Origin of the sequence: Kribbella koreensis, from assembly GCF_039525325.1 — a bacterium.
In the GTDB taxonomy this organism is placed as follows: domain Bacteria; phylum Actinomycetota; class Actinomycetes; order Propionibacteriales; family Kribbellaceae; genus Kribbella; species Kribbella koreensis.
The window spans coordinates 730,676-747,434 of record NZ_BAAAHK010000017.1 but is presented as its reverse complement, the minus strand read 5'-3'; the positions used below and the strand labels follow the sequence as shown (position 1 = coordinate 747,434).

General features: G+C 68.5%; 14 protein-coding genes. 9 read left to right on the top strand and 5 right to left on the bottom strand.

Annotated features, from left to right (window positions below; translation table 11 throughout):
• The first annotated feature begins 114 nt into the window (after nucleotides 1-114).
• Nucleotides 115-567 (top strand): group II truncated hemoglobin, encoded by a 453-nt coding sequence (locus ABD116_RS32975; protein WP_343979422.1) that lies wholly within the window; start codon nucleotides 115-117, stop codon nucleotides 565-567.
• Here the strand turns inward: ABD116_RS32975 and ABD116_RS32970 are convergent.
• On the bottom strand, nucleotides 559-1,311 hold the full coding sequence (locus ABD116_RS32970; RefSeq protein ID WP_343979419.1) for a metallophosphoesterase: 753 nt from the start codon (nucleotides 1,309-1,311) through the stop codon (nucleotides 559-561). The genes ABD116_RS32975 and ABD116_RS32970 overlap by 9 nt on opposite strands.
• Nucleotides 1,312-1,621: 310 nt before the next feature.
• Nucleotides 1,622-2,353, bottom strand: a complete 732-nt coding sequence (locus ABD116_RS32965) for an SDR family NAD(P)-dependent oxidoreductase (RefSeq protein ID WP_343979417.1) — start codon at nucleotides 2,351-2,353, stop codon at nucleotides 1,622-1,624.
• Between the two features lie 94 nt (nucleotides 2,354-2,447).
• Here ABD116_RS32965 and ABD116_RS32960 point away from each other — a divergent pair, with 94 nt between their 5' ends.
• The 5 genes from ABD116_RS32960 to ABD116_RS32940 all read left to right on the top strand — a co-directional run bounded on the left by ABD116_RS32960 (nucleotide 2,448) and on the right by ABD116_RS32940 (nucleotide 7,222).
• On the top strand, nucleotides 2,448-3,059 hold the full coding sequence (locus ABD116_RS32960; protein WP_343979414.1) for a TetR/AcrR family transcriptional regulator: 612 nt from the start codon (nucleotides 2,448-2,450) through the stop codon (nucleotides 3,057-3,059).
• A 117-nt stretch (nucleotides 3,060-3,176) separates the two neighbouring features.
• On the top strand, nucleotides 3,177-4,535 hold the full coding sequence (locus tag ABD116_RS32955) for a dihydrolipoyl dehydrogenase family protein (RefSeq protein ID WP_343979411.1): 1,359 nt from the start codon (nucleotides 3,177-3,179) through the stop codon (nucleotides 4,533-4,535).
• A 44-nt stretch (nucleotides 4,536-4,579) separates the two neighbouring features.
• Nucleotides 4,580-5,611 carry an energy-coupling factor ABC transporter permease gene (locus tag ABD116_RS32950; RefSeq protein WP_343979408.1) on the top strand — a complete coding sequence of 344 codons (1,032 nt, stop codon included), beginning with the start codon at nucleotides 4,580-4,582 and terminating at the stop codon, nucleotides 5,609-5,611.
• A gap of 52 nt (nucleotides 5,612-5,663) precedes the next feature.
• Nucleotides 5,664-6,455 carry a cobalt ECF transporter T component CbiQ gene (cbiQ, locus tag ABD116_RS32945; protein WP_343979405.1) on the top strand — a complete coding sequence of 264 codons (792 nt, stop codon included), beginning with the start codon at nucleotides 5,664-5,666 and terminating at the stop codon, nucleotides 6,453-6,455.
• A complete protein-coding gene (locus ABD116_RS32940; protein WP_343979402.1) occupies nucleotides 6,452-7,222 on the top strand; it encodes an energy-coupling factor ABC transporter ATP-binding protein in 771 nt (256 codons plus the stop codon). Before cbiQ ends, ABD116_RS32940 begins: the two co-directional genes overlap by 4 nt.
• 57 nt (nucleotides 7,223-7,279) lie before the next feature.
• Here the strand turns inward: ABD116_RS32940 and ABD116_RS32935 are convergent, their stop codons facing one another.
• Nucleotides 7,280-8,440, bottom strand: coding sequence for an alpha/beta hydrolase family protein (locus ABD116_RS32935; RefSeq protein ID WP_343979399.1), 1,161 nt, complete (start codon nucleotides 8,438-8,440; stop codon nucleotides 7,280-7,282).
• A gap of 220 nt (nucleotides 8,441-8,660) precedes the next feature.
• Between ABD116_RS32935 and ABD116_RS32930 the strand changes: the two genes are divergently transcribed.
• Both ABD116_RS32930 and ABD116_RS32925 read left to right on the top strand, forming a co-directional pair.
• Nucleotides 8,661-9,446, top strand: a complete 786-nt coding sequence (locus tag ABD116_RS32930) for an SGNH/GDSL hydrolase family protein (protein WP_343979396.1) — start codon at nucleotides 8,661-8,663, stop codon at nucleotides 9,444-9,446.
• Between the two features lie 298 nt (nucleotides 9,447-9,744).
• The gene (locus tag ABD116_RS32925) at nucleotides 9,745-12,060 is read left to right on the top strand and encodes a M4 family metallopeptidase (protein ID WP_343979394.1); all 2,316 of its coding nucleotides are present in this window, start codon (nucleotides 9,745-9,747) and stop codon (nucleotides 12,058-12,060) included.
• Nucleotides 12,061-12,109: 49 nt separating this feature from the next.
• Here the strand turns inward: ABD116_RS32925 and ABD116_RS32920 are convergent, their stop codons facing one another.
• Nucleotides 12,110-14,419, bottom strand: a complete 2,310-nt coding sequence (locus tag ABD116_RS32920; RefSeq protein WP_343979390.1) for an excinuclease ABC subunit UvrA — start codon at nucleotides 14,417-14,419, stop codon at nucleotides 12,110-12,112.
• 115 nt (nucleotides 14,420-14,534) lie between these two features.
• A complete protein-coding gene (locus ABD116_RS32915; RefSeq protein ID WP_343979387.1) occupies nucleotides 14,535-15,185 on the bottom strand; it encodes a TetR/AcrR family transcriptional regulator in 651 nt (216 codons plus the stop codon).
• Between the two features lie 116 nt (nucleotides 15,186-15,301).
• On the opposite strand from ABD116_RS32915, the gene ABD116_RS32910 reads away from it, so the two are divergent.
• A complete protein-coding gene (locus ABD116_RS32910; protein ID WP_343979384.1) occupies nucleotides 15,302-16,759 on the top strand; it encodes an MFS transporter in 1,458 nt (485 codons plus the stop codon).

The following is a 16,759-nucleotide window of genomic DNA, read 5'->3' as shown; positions in this document are numbered from 1 at the left end:
GCCCCGGACCACTGGTCCGGGGCCCTTCGCGTTGCTCGGCGCCTCGTCGCCGGCGGTCAGGTCGCCCAGGGCGGCAGCCTTGCCGCCGGCGTGCGGCGGTGCCAGTCTCTGGGCATGGAGACTGTGTATGAAGCCGCTGGTGGTGATGACGGTCTGCTCCGGCTGGCTGCGGCGTGGCACGAGCGGGTGATGGCTGACGAGGTTGTCAGTCACGCGTTCAGTCATGGCTTTCATCCGCAGCACACCGAGCGGCTCGCTGCCTATTGGGTGGAGGCGCTTGGCGGTCCACCCGCGTTCACCAGTTCCTACGGCACCGAGAGCGCCGTCGTCTGGATGCACAGTGGCAACGGACCGCACGAAGAGATGGATCGGCTGGCGATCGCCTGCTTCGACCAGGCGTTGACCGATGTCGGTCTCACCGACCCGGTCCGGTCGGTGCTCTACGAGTACTTCGCGTGGGCGACGAACGTCAGCATGGCGCGGTATCACGGGTCCAAGGACGCGGTGCCGCAAGACCTGACCGTCCCGCGGTGGTCGTGGGACGGCCTGGTCTCGACGTCAGCTTGAGGTTATGGCTCGGTAGACGGTGACCAGAGGTTGACCGTCGGCCACGAGGTGGAGCGCCAGGCCGGGTGGGGCCTCGACGTCGACCAGACCGTTGGCCGCGGCCGGCTCGAAGGGGAGTGGGGCGGTCGATCTGATGCCGGGGGCAACCAGCAACGGGTGGCCGGCGAAGGTGGTCGAGACGCCGTTGTGGACGTGGCCGGTGAGGATCGCGGTGATCGGCTTGCCGCGGAGTACGGCGGCGAACGGCTCGGCGTCCTGGAGGATCCACTGGTCAAGTACCGGGTGCTGGAGCTTGTTCGGCGGGTGATGGAAGGCGACGAACAACGGTCCGTCGACAGGCTCGGCCAGTACTCCCGCCAGCCACTCGAGTGATTCCGCGCTGAGCAACCCGTGGTCCTCACCCGGCACCGACGTGTCGAGCAGCACGAAACGGGCCGTGCCGACGTCCTGCACCTGATGAACCGGATGCCCCTCACCAGGCGACTCGACCGGCAGCCCGGCTCGCAACGGCGCGCTCACATCGTGGTTGCCCGGCAGCATCAGCACCGGTACGTCGAGCGCCAACTCGGCTGCGACATCGGCGTACTCCGCCGGAAGCCCGTGGTCGGCGAGATCGCCGGTCACCAGCACCACGTCGACGGGACGCGAGAACGCGCGCAGGTAGTTCACGACACTGCGCAGGCGATCGCGTGCGACAACCGTTCCATCCAGATGGGGATCACTGAGGTGAGCGATCACGAACATCGAGGCCTCCTCGCAGGCTAATGACAGACCGCAAATCTATCGTTAGGTGATGCTTTGTACAAAACTGTTTGAAGTCTTGACTCATGTGCATCTTTGGACTTCGCGCAACTGCCCGGCATCGCCGCCCCGGCCTGGGTCCGCCTCAGCCGTAGTGGCGACACGATCGCAGGCTCGTGCAGCACCGACGGAACCACCTGGCAGCCGGTCGGATCAGTGACAGTCCCCGCCGGCGCCAGCCTCGACGCGGGCCTGTTCATGTCCGCCGCGAACGGTGGCAACGGCACCCGCGGCGCGGTCCGGTTCGCGGGGTTCACTGCAGCTGATCAGTCGGCCGGATCAGGAGTTCGTTGACGGAGACGTGGTCAGGTTGGTTCAAGGCGTAGACGACGGCCGCCGCGATGTCGTCGGGCTGCAGGGTCCGGATCGAGTCGGCCATCGTCTTCGCCATCGCCTGCATCGCCGGGTCGGTGATGTGGCCGGCCAGTTCGGTGGCGACGAACCCGGGCTCGACGACGACCACCCGCACGCCCTGCGTGGTGACCTCCTGCCGCAGCGACTCGATGAAGCCGGTGATGCCGAACTTCGTGGCTGAGTAGGCAGCCCCGGCCGCCGAGGCGATCCGGCCCGAGGTCGACGACACCTGGACGACAGTTCCCTTGGATTCGAGCAGGTGAGGCAGTGCGGCATGTACGGCGTACATCGAGCCGAGCAGGTTGGTGTCGACCATGCGCGACCACTCGGTGGTGTCGGCGCCCAGGATCATGCCGCTGAGCATGATGCCGGCGTTGTTGACGAGCGCGTCGAGCCGGCCGAAGTGGCCGACCGTCGCCGCGACCGCGTCCTGGATCGACTGCTGGTCGGTGACGTCCAGGTCGAGGGTCAGGATCTCGCCGGGGGCGTCCTCGGCGAGGAGCTTGAGCCGGTCGGCCCGACGGGCGCCGACTGCCACCTTGGCGCCGGCCTGGGACAGCGCGAGGGCGGTCGCCTGGCCGATGCCGGATGAGGCTCCGGTGACGAGGACGATCTTGCCTTCGAGGTTCATGGGGTCTCCTTGACGGTAGAAAGTGACCGGGTGGTCATGTTCAGTCTAGGCACAACTTGACCGGGCGGTCATGTTAGGTGGTAGAGTTCACACCATGAGGGCGGACATGGTGCGCAACCGCGGCCTGCTGGTCGACGCGGCCCGTTCGGCGTTCGCGGAGTCGGGCGTCGAGGTGTCGATCGGGGAGATCGCTCAGCGGGCGGGCGTCGCCAAGGGCACGGTCTTCCGGCACTTCGCCAGCAAGGACGACCTGCTCGCCGCGATCATGCTCGAGCTCCTGGACCGGTTGGTCGAGACTGCTGACGGCCTGCGGGATGCGGCTGACCCGGGCGAAGCGCTCCGGGAGCTGATGACCGCCGGCGTCGAGGCGCTCGCTGCCGACCAGGCGTTCTGCGAGGTGGTTGGGAAGCCGTCGCTGCAGAATGCCGAGGTCAGGGCCGCGATCGAGCGGTTCGCCGGGCTGGTGGAGGTGCTGACTGCTCGAGCTCGGGAGCAGGGTGCCATCCGCGACGATGTAACCGGCACGGACATCGTGCTGTTGCTAGGCGGCATCCAGCAGACTGCAGCGCCCGTACTCGGCGCCCATCCGGATGCATGGCGCCGCTACCTGGCACTGACCTTCGACGGACTCGCCCCGGTTCACACGACGAAGCTGCCGCACCCACTGCCGGGCAATCTGCAGACAGCGCTAGCCGCAGAAGGATGACGGCAGGTCCGCCGATGAACAGCGCCTGAATCCCGGACAGCGATCAGCCACTTACCGTCCGATGACACGCGAGCGGAAGGCTTGGCGAAGGTGGCGGGGTCTGCGAGATTTGGCGGCATGGCTGAACAGGTGGATGTGGTCGTGATCGGGCTGGGCGTCGGTGGCGAGGAGGCTTCGGGGCGGCTGGCGCAGGTGGGGCTGAACGTGGTCGGGATCGAGCCGCGGCTGGTCGGTGGCGAGTGCCCGTACTACGGCTGCATCCCCAGCAAGATGATGATCCGGGCCGGCGACCTGATCGCCGAGACCCGCCGCGTCGACGGGATGGCCGGTACCGCGACCGTCACGCCCGACTGGGCGCCGGTCGCCAAGCGGATCCGCGACGAGGCGACCGACAACTGGAACGACAAGGTCGCCGTCGACCGGCTGGTCGGCAAGGGCGTCACCTTCGTCCGCGGCAAGGGCACCATCACCGGCCCGGGCCGCGTGGTCTCGGGCGACCGCGAGTTCGAGGCGAGCCGCGGCATCATCGTCGCCACCGGCACGGTCCCGGTCGTCCCACCGGTCGAAGGCCTCGCCGGTACGCCGTTCTGGACCAACCAGGACGTGATCCGGCTCGAGACGCTGCCGGCGACGCTGCTGGTGCTCGGCGGCGGCGCGATCGGGCTGGAGCTGACGCAGGCGCTCGCGCGGTTCGGCGTACAGATCACCGTGATCGAGGGCTCCGACCGGGTGCTGGCGATGGAGGAGCCCGAGTCGAGCGAGCTGGCCAGGTTCGCGCTGGAACGCGACGGGGTGGCCTTCCGGACCGGTCAGCACGCCAAGTCGGTCAGCTACGGCGATGACGCCTTCACCGTGACGCTGGCCGACGGCAGTACGGTGTCGGGCGAGAAGTTGCTCGTGGCAACGGGGCGCCGGGTGGACATCGGGGACCTCGGCCTCGACCAGGTCGGGCTGGATCCGGCCGCGCGCCGGATCGAGGTCGACGAGCACGTGCGGGCCGGTGACGGCGTGTGGGCGATCGGTGACGTGACCGGGGTCGGGGTGTTCACCCACAACGCGATGTACCAGGCCAACGTCGCCGTCCTGGACATCCTCGGCGCGCAGGACGCGCCCAAGGCCAGTTATCACGCGATGCCGCGGGTGACCTTCCTCGATCCGGAGATCGGCGCGGTCGGGCTGACCGAGCAGCAGGCGCGCGACCAGGGGCTCGACGTGCGGACCGGCCTGACCCAGGTACCGGCTTCGACCCGGGGCTGGATCCACAAGGCGGGCAACGAGGGATTCATCAAGCTGATCATGGACAATGAGAAGGGCATCCTGGTCGGCGCGACCAGTGCCGGGCCGACCGGTGGCGAGGTGCTCGGGACGCTGGCGCTGGCCGTGCATGCACGAGTTCCGGTTCACTGTCTGCGACAGATGATCTACGCATACCCGACGATCCACCGGGCGATCGAGTCCGCACTCGCGGATCTGTAAGCCTCTTCTTGCGATCGGGTCGCAAGTAGATCAAGAATGTGCTCATGCATGTTCCTGACGGGTTCTTCGACGCGCCCACCTCCATCGCCACCGGCCTGATCGCCGCCGGTGCCGTCGGCTTCAGCCTCCAGCGCGCCAACCGGGAGATCCGTGAGACGGGTCCGGCGCTGGCCGGGCTGACCGCCGCGTTCGTCTTCGCCGTCCAGATGGTCAACTTCCCGGTCGGTGCCGGGACCAGCGGCCACCTGCTCGGCGGTGCGCTCGCCGCGGCCCTGGTCGGGCCGTGGTCGGCGGTGCTGGTGATGTCGACCGTGCTGCTCGTGCAGGGACTGCTCTTCGCCGACGGCGGCCTGACCGCGCTCGGCACCAACATCACCTTGATGGGCCTCGTCACCGTTCTCGTCGGGTACTTCGTGACGCGAGCACTCCTGAAGGCCCTGCCCAAGCGCGTCGGCAGCGTCGTACCGGCCACGACCGTCGGCGCGCTCGTCTCCGTGCCCGTCGCGGCGCTGTGCTTCACCGGCCTCTACGCGATCGGCGGCGCGGTCGACATCCCGCTCGGCAAGCTCGCCACGGCGATGGTCGGCTGGCACATCCTGGTCGGCCTCGGTGAGGCGGTGATCACCGCTGCCGTGCTCAGCGCCGTCGTCGCGACCAGGCCGGATCTGGTCTACGCGGCTCGCCATCTGCAGGCCGACCTCGTCCTGGTCGATGCCGATGGCAACAGTTCGACCGTGTCGCCGGACAGGCCGATCGCGGCCCGGCCGGCCGGCCGGTCGTACGGGGTCGGAATCGCGGCCACCCTGCTGGTCGCGGGTGTGGTCAGCCTGTTCGCGAGCGCGCATCCCGACGGGCTGGAGTTCGTCGGCGCCAAGCTCGGCTTCGAGGGCGCGGCCAAGAGCTCCGCGGTGGCCGGCAGCCCCCTCGCCGACTACGGCGTGAGCGGGATCGCCAACTCGCAGGTGTCCGGCGCGCTGGCCGGCATCATCGGCGTACTGGTGACGATCGTCGTCGGCCTCGCGATCGCGAAGATCGCCTCGCTGCGGTCGTCGGCTCGCGCGGACAAGGCCGTCTGATGCCCAACGACGACCAGACCTTCATCCTCGCCGAGCTGACCGACTGGACCGGTTGGACGACCTGGCCGGCCGGTCAGTGAGCGGTTCCGCCGGAGACGGGCTGCTGGTCGCCGTCGACAGCCGGATCCACCGCCTGCCCGCGCAGGTGAAGATCGTCGCGCTGTTCGTCTTCGTGCTGGCCGTCGTCTCCACCCCGGCCGGCGTCTTCTGGGCGTTCGCCCTGTACGCCGCCCTGCTGGCCGGCGCGGTCGCCCTGGCGAAGTTGCCGGTCACAACGGTGCTGAGACGGCTGGCGGTCGAGACGCCCTTCATCGTCTTCGCCCTGGTCCTCCCGTTCGTTGCCACCGGCCCCCAAGTCGACGTACTCGGCGTGTCGGTCTCGGAGTCCGGCGTACTCGGCTCCTGGAACGTCCTGGCCAAGGGCACCCTCGGCGTGATCGCCGCGATCGTGCTGTCGGCCTCGACCGCGCCACGCGAGTTGCTCTCCGGCCTCGAGCGGTTGCGGTTGCCGTCGACGCTCGTCGCGATCCTGTCGTTCATGGTCCGGTACCTGAGCGTTGTCTCGGACGACCTGCACCGGATGCGGATCGCCCGGGAGTCCCGCGGCTACGCCGGTGGCCGCGTCGGTCACTTGAAGGCGGTCGCCGGGGGAGTAGGGGCATTGTTCGTGCGCAGCTTCGAGCGTGGCGAGCGGGTCCACCTGGCCATGCAGTCGCGTGGGTACACCGGCCGGATGCCGCAGTTGGCCGCCTCGGGTGCCGCGCGCAACCAGTGGGCCGAGGGGCTCGTCATCTCCCTGCTCGCGGTGCTGATCGCGGTGGCGGCTAGGGTGGCCGGCTTGTGAGCAGTCCGTCGATCCATGTCGAGCGTCTGGTCTTCGCCTATCCCGATGGGCGGCAGGCTCTGTACGGCGTCGACTTCACCATTCAGCGCGGCGAGCGGGTGGCGTTGCTCGGCCCGAACGGCGCGGGCAAGACGACGCTCGTCCTGCACCTCAACGGCATCCTCGGCTCGGTCGCGGGTGGCAGCGGCAGCGGGCGGATCCAGATCGGTGGGACGGATCTGCACCGGGAGCACCTGCCCGAAGTACGGCGGAAGGTCGGCCTGGTCTTCCAGGATCCCGACGACCAGCTGTTCATGCCGACGGTCCGCGACGATGTCGCGTTCGGTCCGGCCAACCTGGGGCTGCGCGGGTCGGAGCTCGAGGAGCGCGTCCACGAGGCGCTGGTCCAGGTCGGTATGCAGGACCACGCGAACATCGCTCCGCACCATTTGTCCTACGGTCAGCGGCGGCGGGTCGCCGTCGCCACGGTGCTGGCGATGCGTCCCGAGGTACTGGTTCTGGACGAGCCGTCGAGCAATCTCGATCCGGCCAGCCGCCGTGAGCTCGCGGACATCCTCTCCGGCCTCGACGTCACCTTGCTGATGATCACCCACGATCTGCCGTACGCCCTCCAGCTGTGCGAACGCAGCCTGCTGATGGACGGCGGCCGGATCGTCGCCGACGGCAAGACCCGCGAGCTGCTGGGCGACACGGAGCTGATGACGGCCCACCGGCTGGAGCTGCCCTACGGCTTCGATCCGCTGTCCGTTCCCGGCCCGGAGCACTAGCTGTCGATGTGGCGAGGCCCCGTACGACGCCGCGGGACGTACGCGAGTTCCAGCGGGTCAGCGCTTGAGGGTGCGGTCGAAGAACGACCGGACCGTACGGCGGATCAGTGGGACCGAGATCGCCGGGTCGACCGCACCGACTCGGCTGGTGCGGTCTTCGGCTGTCATCAGTCCGGCGGCTTGGAGTTGAGGTGCGAGCGCGCCGAGGTCGGTGAAGACCCAGTGGTTGGCGTGGGCGACTTCGGTACGCCGTACCGGGCCGCGGTGGCCGAGTAGCGCTGACCACGAGCTGTCGAACCGTGCGTCGCGGAAACCGTCGGTGCCCGCGAGGAGCAGCGGGCGATCGCTGCCGTGCTGGGCGATCGGGTAGAGCTCGTCGGGTTCGCCCGGCTGGAGCGGCAAGAAGTCGAGGTAGCCCTCGAGGTTGACGGCCGACTTGATGGCGCGGTTCTCGTACAAGCCCTGGGCCGCGGTCGAGCCGCCGGCGGAATGGCCGTAGATACCGATCCGGCGCAGGTCGAGGGGGAGGCCGAGGGTCTTGAGCTGCGAGAGGACGGAGCGGACGTCGGTGAACCGCGTCGACATCATCAGGCGGGACAGGACCGGATCGGTCGGGGTGGTCGGCGGGATCTGGATCGTGCGCAGCTCGCTGCCGGGGATGTCGACCTCGCTGGTCTCACCGGGGTGGTCGATGGTCACGACGACGTAGCCGTGGCTGGCGAGGTCTTCGGCGAGGCCGGTGCCGAGGGTTCGGGGGTCGGTGCCGCCGGGGGAGTAGAGGAGGACCGGGCGGCTTCCGGGTGCGGGGGGCGCATCGGCGTACGAGTGGGTGAGGGTTGCCGACCAGTCCACGCCGGCGGGCAGGTGGTGGTAGTACGCGGCGAAGCCTTTGAAGCTCTCGGCGGCTCTCGCGGTCATCTGCGGTGCTCGGCGATAGCCGCGCGTGGACCGGGCCGGGTAGAAGACGGTCAGCATCAGGTCGCGATCGGGACTCCCGTTCCACGGATCGACTCTGCCCCTGTCGATGAGGTGGATGGTTCTGACACCGAGCCGATGAGGTCCGGTCGGGGCCGGCAACCTCAAGGTGAGGTCGGGTGAGGGTGAGGTAGAGGTCGAGGCAGCTCGCGCGGCCGTTGCCGCCGGCATCGTCGCGGCCAGGGCGGTCGCGCTCGTGGTCAGGGCGATGGTCGAGGTCAGGAAGCTTCGTCGGGTCACCATGCCTTCACCGTGGCAGCGGTTTCGCCTGCCCGGGCGCGATCACGGCGAATCTCCATCCGGGCGGCGGCGAAGTTCCACCGAGGGGTGGACGGTGGTTACCGGGAACGGCACGCTCCGGTGAATTTCTTACCGAGGTATTGCGCGTTACTCACTGGTAGAGGATGGTGACTCTGAGTTCACCCTGCCTCGGTTTCCCTCCACACCAGAAGGCGGTCCGCCCATGAAGAAACTCGCCGCACTCATCGGAGCCGCAGTCCTCGGTACTGCGCTGCTCACCCCCACCGCCGCGCACGCAGCGGCCCCCGTCTACGTCGCCCTCGGCGACTCGTACGCCTCCGGCGTCGGCACCCGCACCTACATCGCCGACAGCGGTTCCTGCCAGCGCTCGACCAAGGCCTATCCGTACCTCGACGCGGCCCGGGTCGGCGCTGCGCTCACCTTCGTCGCCTGCTCCGGCGCCCGGGTCGCCGACGTCACCGCCAACCAGCTCGGACCACTCAACAGCGGCGTCCGCTGGGTGACCCTGCAGGTCGGCGGCAACGACGCCGGCTTCTCGTCGGTGATCACCGAATGCGCCAAGCCGTCCTGGCTCGGCGACTGCAACGGGGCGATCGCCACCGCGCAGGCGACCATCAACAACACCATCCCCGGCCGGCTCAACACCCTGTACGCGACGGTGCGCAGCCGGGCGACGACGGCGAAGGTGATCATCGTCGGCTACCCGCGACTGTTCAACGGGACCGACTGCAACGCCGGCACCTTCTTCAGCGGCGACGAGATGACCAAGCTCAACGCGACCGCCGACCTGCTCAACTCGAAGATCGCCGCGGCGGCCAGTGCGGCCGGATACAGCTTCGTGAACCCGACCTCGGCGTTCATCGGGCACGCAGTCTGCGGCAGCCCGGAATGGATCAACGGACTGTCGAACCCGATCAGCGAGTCCTACCACCCGAACACCACCGGCCATACCGGGTACGCGAACCTGGTCGACGACCAACTCACCTGACCCGCCTTCCGGCCTGCTCGGCGGGCCCGTTCCGAGGTCTCTCGAGCGGGCCGGAAGTTCCCGGAACCATGCCGATTTCCTCCTTCTGGTACTGACCTTCTGGTGCCGCGACGCACCTGTGCCAGCACTCTGCGTAGGGTCCGCTGAGCGGACGTTCCAACGCTGTAGTGACCGTCCGTGAGACCCCGAAACGGTTGGGTGTGAGATGGATCACGTGCGGTCGCGCAGGGGATTGGGCGGATGACAGATTGCAGCCCTCACGCCCGCTCAGCGTGAGAACTGCAAGGGGAGGAACATCTTGAAAGCTCGTACCTGGCTCGCCGGCCTCGCGGTCGGCGCAGTCTCCATCAGCCTGACGGCACCGGGGCTGGCCAACAGCGCCCCCGTCCCGTCGTCCGACAGCACCACGGTCGCCCAGAGCCCGGAGATCCGCACCATCGCGGCTCCGAAGGCCGGCGGCAACGGGCTGGTCTCCAAGCGCGACGAGACCGGCCGCGCCCACTCGATCCGGCCGGCCACCCCGTTGAAGGCTCCGGCCTCGGTCGGCGCCAAGGCCGGCCGGTCCGCCACCAGCAAGCCCGACGCGGTCGCCGTCGCCAAGGCGCAGGTCGCCTCGGTCGCGCCGTATTTCGGTGCCCGCCCGGCCGACCTGGTGGCGCAGTCGAGCTCGCTCGACGAGTTCGGTTCACAGGTGAAGTTCCAGCAGACCATCGACGGCGTTCAGGTCTACGGTGGCGAGATCATCACCAACCTGGACAAGACCGGCGCGCTGGAGTCCGCCAACGGCGAGGTCTCGCTCGCGACGTACGGGAAGTTCCCTGCCGCCGACGCGGTCGACGCCGCCAAGGCCACGGCGCAGGGCGCCGCGGTGCAGGCGGTCGCCACCCGCGCCAAGGTCGACGGCTCGACCCTGACCGCCAAGCTGGTCGGCCCGCGCTGGTTCGACCTGAGCCTGGTCACCCGTCAGCCCGGCTCGGTCGCCATCCCGGTCTACCTGTACGAGGTGACCGGCCAGGGTGACGTCCGCTGGCAGGCGATGGTGCACGCGTCGGCGGGCAAGGCGCTGCTGGCCTGGGACCTGGCCGAGCACATCAACCGCGTCGTCTGCGACGCGAACCACACCAACATCGTCACCGGTAACGAGGACGCCCGCTGCGGTGGCGGCGTCTTCGCGCCGACCCGGGTCGAGGGCGGCCCGGTCTCCTCGGTCGGCGACGTCAACCAGGTCTTCGACTTCTTCGGTGACACCTCGAACCTGTACGCTGGGCTCGGCACCGACCTGACGAACCTGATCGGCGCCGACTACGGCGACGGACTCGGCAAGGCCATCCGTGGCACCGTCCGGGTCTGCGTCAGCGGCTCCTGCCCGTTCGCCAACGCGTTCTGGAACGGCGAGCAGATGGCCTTCGGCGAAGGCGTCAGCACCGACGACATCACCGGTCACGAGCTGACCCACGGTGTCACCCAGCACACGGCCGGCCTGGCCTACCTGTGGGAGTCCGGCGCGATCAACGAGTCGCTGTCCGACATCATGGGCGAGTTCGTCGACCTGACCAACGGGTCCGCCGACGACACCCCGGCCAACCGCTGGCTGATGGGCGAGGGCTCGAGCCTCGGCGCGATCCGCTCGATGAAGAACCCGCCGCAGTTCGGCGACCCGGACAAGATGTCCAGCCCGAACTTCTTCGACGACACGTTCTTCCAGGACAACGGCGGCGTGCACTTCAACTCCGGCGTCGGCAACAAGACCGCGTTCCTGATCGCCGACGGCGGCTCGTTCAACGGTCAGACCCCGGCCGGCATCGGCTTGCCGAAGTCCGAGTCGCTGTGGCACGAGACCCAGAAGGTACTGACCAGCGGAGCTGACTACAGCGACCTGGCCGAGGCCCTTCGCGCCACCTGCAACGTGCTGCAGAAGCACCATGTCGCGAACATGACGAACGCGGACTGCGCCGAGGTCAACAAGGCGATCCTGGCCACCGAGCTGGACCAGGCGCCGGGCATCGGCAAGCCGGCCAAGGCTCCGGTCTGCGACACCGCCGCGGAGAAGGTCAAGAACCTGATCACGACCTCCTTCAAACAAGACCCGGACGGCGTCGTCACGCACAGCCCGGGCTGGGTGCTCGGCAAGCAGCAGGGTGACCCGACCGCCCAGGTCGACACCTCGTACTCCTCCGACGGCGACGACTCGCTGTACGGTCAGATCACCGACCCGGCGTCGTCGATCACCGTGCAGACCAAGAGCGCGATGAAGATCAAGAACGACAAGACGTACCTGCGCTTCACGCACGCGTACAACTTCTACAACGTCTTCTTCATCTTCTGGCTGCCGACCGGCACCGGATCGCTGGACTACTCCGACGACAACGGCGCCACCTGGCACGACACCTCGGCCCTGCCGTGGAAGAACGGTCCGACCGTGGACCCGAACTTCCCGGACCAGCCGGCTTCGTGGCACGCCAACTCGGGCGGCTGGGAGACCAGCCGGCTGGACGTGTCGCAGTTCAGCGGCAAGCTGCTGAAGTTCCGCTGGAACGGCCACGGCGGAGACTTCTCCGACCTGGTCCCCGGCAACTGGTGGCTCGACAACGCCACCATCTACACCTGCAGCTAGTCAGCTGCTGAAGGGGCCCGGCGGATTCGTCCGCCGGGCCCGTTCGCGTTTACACGTCGACGGTTGCCGGCGCACCGACGTACAGGCGGAGGTGTTCTGCGGTCAGCGAGGCGCTGCTTTCGATCAGGTCGGCAGGGATGCCGGTGAAGACGATCTGGCCGCCGTCGTGGCCGGCGCCTGGGCCCAGGTCGATCAGCCAGTCGGCGTGGGCCATGACTGCCTGGTGGTGCTCGATGACGATAACGGTGTTGCCTTCGTCGACCAGTCGGTCGAGGAGCGTCAGGAGTTGATCGACGTCGGCCAGGTGCAGGCCGGTCGTTGGCTCGTCGAGGATGTACGTCGTGCCGTTGCGGCCCATGTGGATCGCCAGCTTGAGGCGCTGGCGTTCGCCACCGGACAGGGTCGTGAGTGGTTGCCCTAGGCCTAGATAGCCGAGGCCGACGGCTACCAGACGGTCGAGGATCGCTCGGGCAGGACCCTTGTCGAAGAAGGAGCGGGCCTCGGTCGCGGACATGTTGAGGACCTGGCTGATGTTCTTGCCACGCAACAGATAGCCGAGTACCTCTGGGGTGAAGCGGGCGCCGTTGCAGTCCTCGCAGAGTGACGCGACCTCGGCCATCATCGCCAGGTCGGTGTAGACGACGCCGAGTCCCTTGCAGGTCGGGCAGGCGCCGACCGAGTTGGCGCTGAACAGCCCCGGCTTCACCTTGTTCGCCTTCGCGAACTCTGCCCGGATGGGATCCAGCAGACCCGTGTACGTCGCCGGGTTGCTCCTTCGCGACCCCCTGATCGGATCCTGCCCGGCGACGATCACCCCATCGCGCCCGGCCAGCGACCCGTGGATCAGCGAGCTCTTCCCCGATCCGGCCACCCCGGTGACAACGGTCAGCACGCCGAGCGGGATGTCGACGCTCACGTTCTGCAGGTTGTGCAGCGATGCGCCCTCGATCCGCAGTTGCCCGGTCGCCTGCCGGACCTGATCGCGCAGGCCGACCCGGTGATCGAGGTACCGCCCGGTCAGCGTCCCGGACTTCTTCAGCCCCTTCAGATCACCGGCGTAGCAAAGCCGCCCACCGGCCTGGCCGGCGCCCGGCCCGAGATCGACCACGTAGTCGGCGATCTGGATCGTCTCCGGCTTGTGCTCGACGACCAGCACCGTGTTGCCCTTGCCGCGCAGCTGGAGCAGCAACTCGTTCATCCGCTGGATGTCATGCGGATGCAGGCCGACCGTCGGCTCGTCGAAGACATAGGTGACATCGGTGAGCGACGACCCGAGATGCCGGACCAGCTTCACCCGCTGCGCCTCGCCACCCGACAGCGTCGACGACTCCCGATCCAGGCTGAGATACCCGAGTCCGATGTCGGCCATCGACTCCAGCGTCCCGCGCAGCCCTTCGAGCATCGGCCCGACCGTCGGGTCCTTGATCCCGCCGACGAACTGCGCCAGCTCGCTGATCTGCATCCGCGAGCAGTCGGCGATCCCGACCCCGTCGATCCGCACCGCGAGGGCTGCCGCGTTCAGCCGCGCACCGTCGCAGGACGGACAGCGGACCAGCTTCACCGCCCGGTCCGCGAACACCCGGACGTGGTTCTGCATCGACTCGCGGTCCTTGGCGAGCAGGTTGCGTTTCACCTTGCTGACCAGGCCTTCGAAGGTCAGATTGCTGGTCCCGATCTTCACCTTCGTGGCCGGCTGGTACAGGAACTGCTCCCACCCCTCGGCCGGATAGTCCTTCAGCGGCAGGTCCGGATCGAACAGCCCGGACTTGGCCATCAGCTGCCAGTACCAGGTGCCGACGCCGTACCCGGGCACCTTCACCGCGCCCTGGTTCAGGCTCAGCGACCGGTCGACGAACTCGTCCAGGTCGATCTCGGACGCCTTGCCGAGTCCTTCGCAGGTCGGGCACATCCCTTCGGCCCGGTTGAAGCTGAACGCCGACGGCGGTCCGGCGTACGGCGTGCCGAGGCGGCTGAACAGGATCCGCAGCATCGTGTGCGCGTCGGTCGCGGTGCCGACCGTCGAGCGGGCGTTGGCGCCGATCCGTTCCTGGTCGACGATGATCGCGGCGCTCAGGTTGCGCAGCGCGTCGACGTCCGGGCGGGCCAGGCTCGGCATGAAGTTCTGCACGAAGGCCGTGTAGGTCTCGTTGATCAGCCGCTGGGACTCGGCGGCGATGGTGTCGAAGACGAGGGAGGACTTGCCGGAGCCGGAGACTCCGGTGAAGACGGTCAGCCGGCGCTTCGGGATGTCGACGGAGACCCCGCCGAGGTTGTTCTCCCGGGCTCCGCGGACCTGGATGACGTCGTGGCTGTCGGCGGCTTCGAGAGCTGAAATGTCAGGCGAAATCGTGGCAGGCATGCATTCCAGTCTCTCATTGAGCCGCCTGTAGAGACTTTTCCCGTACTACGCTCCGCCGCCGAGCGCACGCGTTGCCCGCAAGGTGCTATCGGCGGTTGAAGGTACTAGTGCCGGGTTAGCTCGTCACCGGTGCGGTCCACAGGCCGACCAGGGCGTCGATCAGCCCGGCCGCCGTCTCCTGCCAGGACGCCCGCGCGACCGGCGTACCGGCGTCGAGATCGCGTTCGTACTCGGCCAGCAGGTGCACCATCAGGAGCCGGGCCATGTCGCCGCGCTCACGGCGTACCGGGGGAGGGAGGTCGGGCAGGCCGCCCCGGAGCCCGTCGATGATCTGTTGCAGCGACGGTGAGGTCAGCGACTCCTCGACCATGATCTGGCGCAGCGCGGGATCCGTCATTAGCTGCGCGCTGAACCGCGCGAACCAGGTCGGCGGGCCGATCTCGGCGAGGTGCTCAGCTTGTGGGCGGATCAGCACCCCGAGCCAGTCGCGGACGTCCGGCTCAGGGCCGAGCTCGGCCAGCATCCGCACCCGGAGCTGCTCGATCTGGTCGGTGTGCCGGCGCACGATCGCGCGGACCAGGTCCGTCTTGGTGCCGAAGTGGTAGCCGACCGCGGCGTTGTTGCCCTGCCCGGCCGCCTCGCTGATCTGCCGGTTGGACACCCCGAACACGCCGTGCTCGGCGAACAGCCGCTCGGCGGTCGCCAGGATCACGTCACGGGTGGCGCCGGCCCGGTCGGCCCGCGCGGTCTTCTCGGCCGCCGTCATGGATGCACCTCTCGTCTCGTCCTCCGGTCCAGTCTGTCAGCTCACTTGCTTAAGTCAACTGACTGACTTAACGTCGTCAACGTTGTTCCCGTCGTTTCGCCCAACCGGAGGCCCTCGTGCCCATTGCCCCTGCCGATCCGGCCGAGGTGTCCCGTCCGCCGAAGCCCGCAGCCGTCGTGGCGGTGCTCGCCTTCGGCGGCATCGTGGTCTCGCTCATGCAGACCCTCGTCATTCCGCTGATCCCCGAGCTCCCCAAGCTGCTGCACGCCAAGGCGTCCGGTACGGCGTGGGTCATCACCGCCACGCTGCTCGCCGCCGCAGTCGCAGTACCGGTGGTCGGCCGCTTGGGCGATATGTACGGCAAGCGCCGCATGCTGCTGGTCAGCCTCGGCCTGCTCATCACCGGCTCGGTCATCGCCGCCTTGAGCGACTCGCTCACACCGATGCTCATCGGCCGCGTCATGCAGGGGATGGCCTCCGCGGTGATCCCGCTCGGCATCAGCATCATGCGTGACGAGTTGCCGGCCGACCGGCTCGGCTCAGCGACGGCGCAGATGAGCGCCTCGCTCGGCGTCGGCGGTGCGCTCGGTCTCCCGGCCGCGGCTTTCATTGCCGATCGGGCGGACTGGCATGTGCTCTTCTGGACCTCGGCAGGGCTCGGTGTCATCGTGCTTGCGCTGGTGCTGACGTTCGTACCTGAGTCCGCGGTCCGTACCGGCGGTCGCTTCGACCTGGTGGGCGCGGCCGGGCTCTCAGCCGGACTGATCTGCCTGCTGCTCGCGATCTCCAAGGGTGCCGACTGGGGCTGGGGCTCTGCCTCGACGCTCGGCCTGCTCGGCGCGGCCGTTGTGGTGTTCCTGGTCTGGGGCTGGTTCGAGCTGCGCTCGCCGCAGCCACTCGTCGACCTGCGGACGACCGCCCGGCCGCAAGTGCTGCTGACCAACGTCGCGTCGGCGGTCTTCGGCTTCGCGATGTTCGCCATGTCGCTGGTCCTGCCGACCCTCCTGCAGTTGCCCAAGGCAACCGGCTACGGCCTCGGCCAGTCGATGCTGACCGCCGGCCTGGTGATGGGTCCGTCCGGTCTGGTGATGATGGCGACCGCCCCGATCTCGGCATCGGTCTCGAAGGCCCGTGGACCGAAGGTGACGCTGATGATCGGCGCGCTCATTGTCGCGGCCGGCTACGGACTCGGCATCGTCGCGATGGGCGCCGTCTGGCACCTGATCATCGTCTCGGCCGTGATCGGCGCCGGTATCGGGTTCGCGTACGGCGCGATGCCGGCCCTCATCATGGGCGCCGTCCCGGTCTCGGAGACGGCCGCCGCGAACAGCCTCAACACGCTCAGCCGCTCGATCGGTACGTCGATCTCGAGCGCCGTCGCCGGCGTCATCCTGGCTCACCTCACGATCAGCCTCGGCCCGGTCACCGTCCCCTCCAAGGACGGCTTCCGGGTCATCCTCGCCATCGGTTCGGCCGCGGCTCTGGTCGCCTTCTTCATCGCCGCCCTCATCCCCACCCGCCGTTCCGGTGCCGCCCCCGAAATCGCCCCCACGGAGGCCGCCACCGTCGGCTGA

Coding starts and splice junctions, on each gene's coding strand:
- ABD116_RS32975 (WP_343979422.1), top strand. CDS start 115: ATGGAGACTGTGTATGAAGCCGCTGGTGGTGATGACGGTCTGCTCCGG.
- ABD116_RS32970 (WP_343979419.1), bottom strand. CDS start 1,311: ATGTTCGTGATCGCTCACCTCAGTGATCCCCATCTGGATGGAACGGTT.
- ABD116_RS32965 (WP_343979417.1), bottom strand. CDS start 2,353: ATGAACCTCGAAGGCAAGATCGTCCTCGTCACCGGAGCCTCATCCGGC.
- ABD116_RS32960 (WP_343979414.1), top strand. CDS start 2,448: ATGAGGGCGGACATGGTGCGCAACCGCGGCCTGCTGGTCGACGCGGCC.
- ABD116_RS32955 (WP_343979411.1), top strand. CDS start 3,177: ATGGCTGAACAGGTGGATGTGGTCGTGATCGGGCTGGGCGTCGGTGGC.
- ABD116_RS32950 (WP_343979408.1), top strand. CDS start 4,580: ATGCATGTTCCTGACGGGTTCTTCGACGCGCCCACCTCCATCGCCACC.
- ABD116_RS32935 (WP_343979399.1), bottom strand. CDS start 8,440: ATGGTGACCCGACGAAGCTTCCTGACCTCGACCATCGCCCTGACCACG.
- ABD116_RS32930 (WP_343979396.1), top strand. CDS start 8,661: ATGAAGAAACTCGCCGCACTCATCGGAGCCGCAGTCCTCGGTACTGCG.
- ABD116_RS32920 (WP_343979390.1), bottom strand. CDS start 14,419: ATGCCTGCCACGATTTCGCCTGACATTTCAGCTCTCGAAGCCGCCGAC.
- ABD116_RS32915 (WP_343979387.1), bottom strand. CDS start 15,185: ATGACGGCGGCCGAGAAGACCGCGCGGGCCGACCGGGCCGGCGCCACC.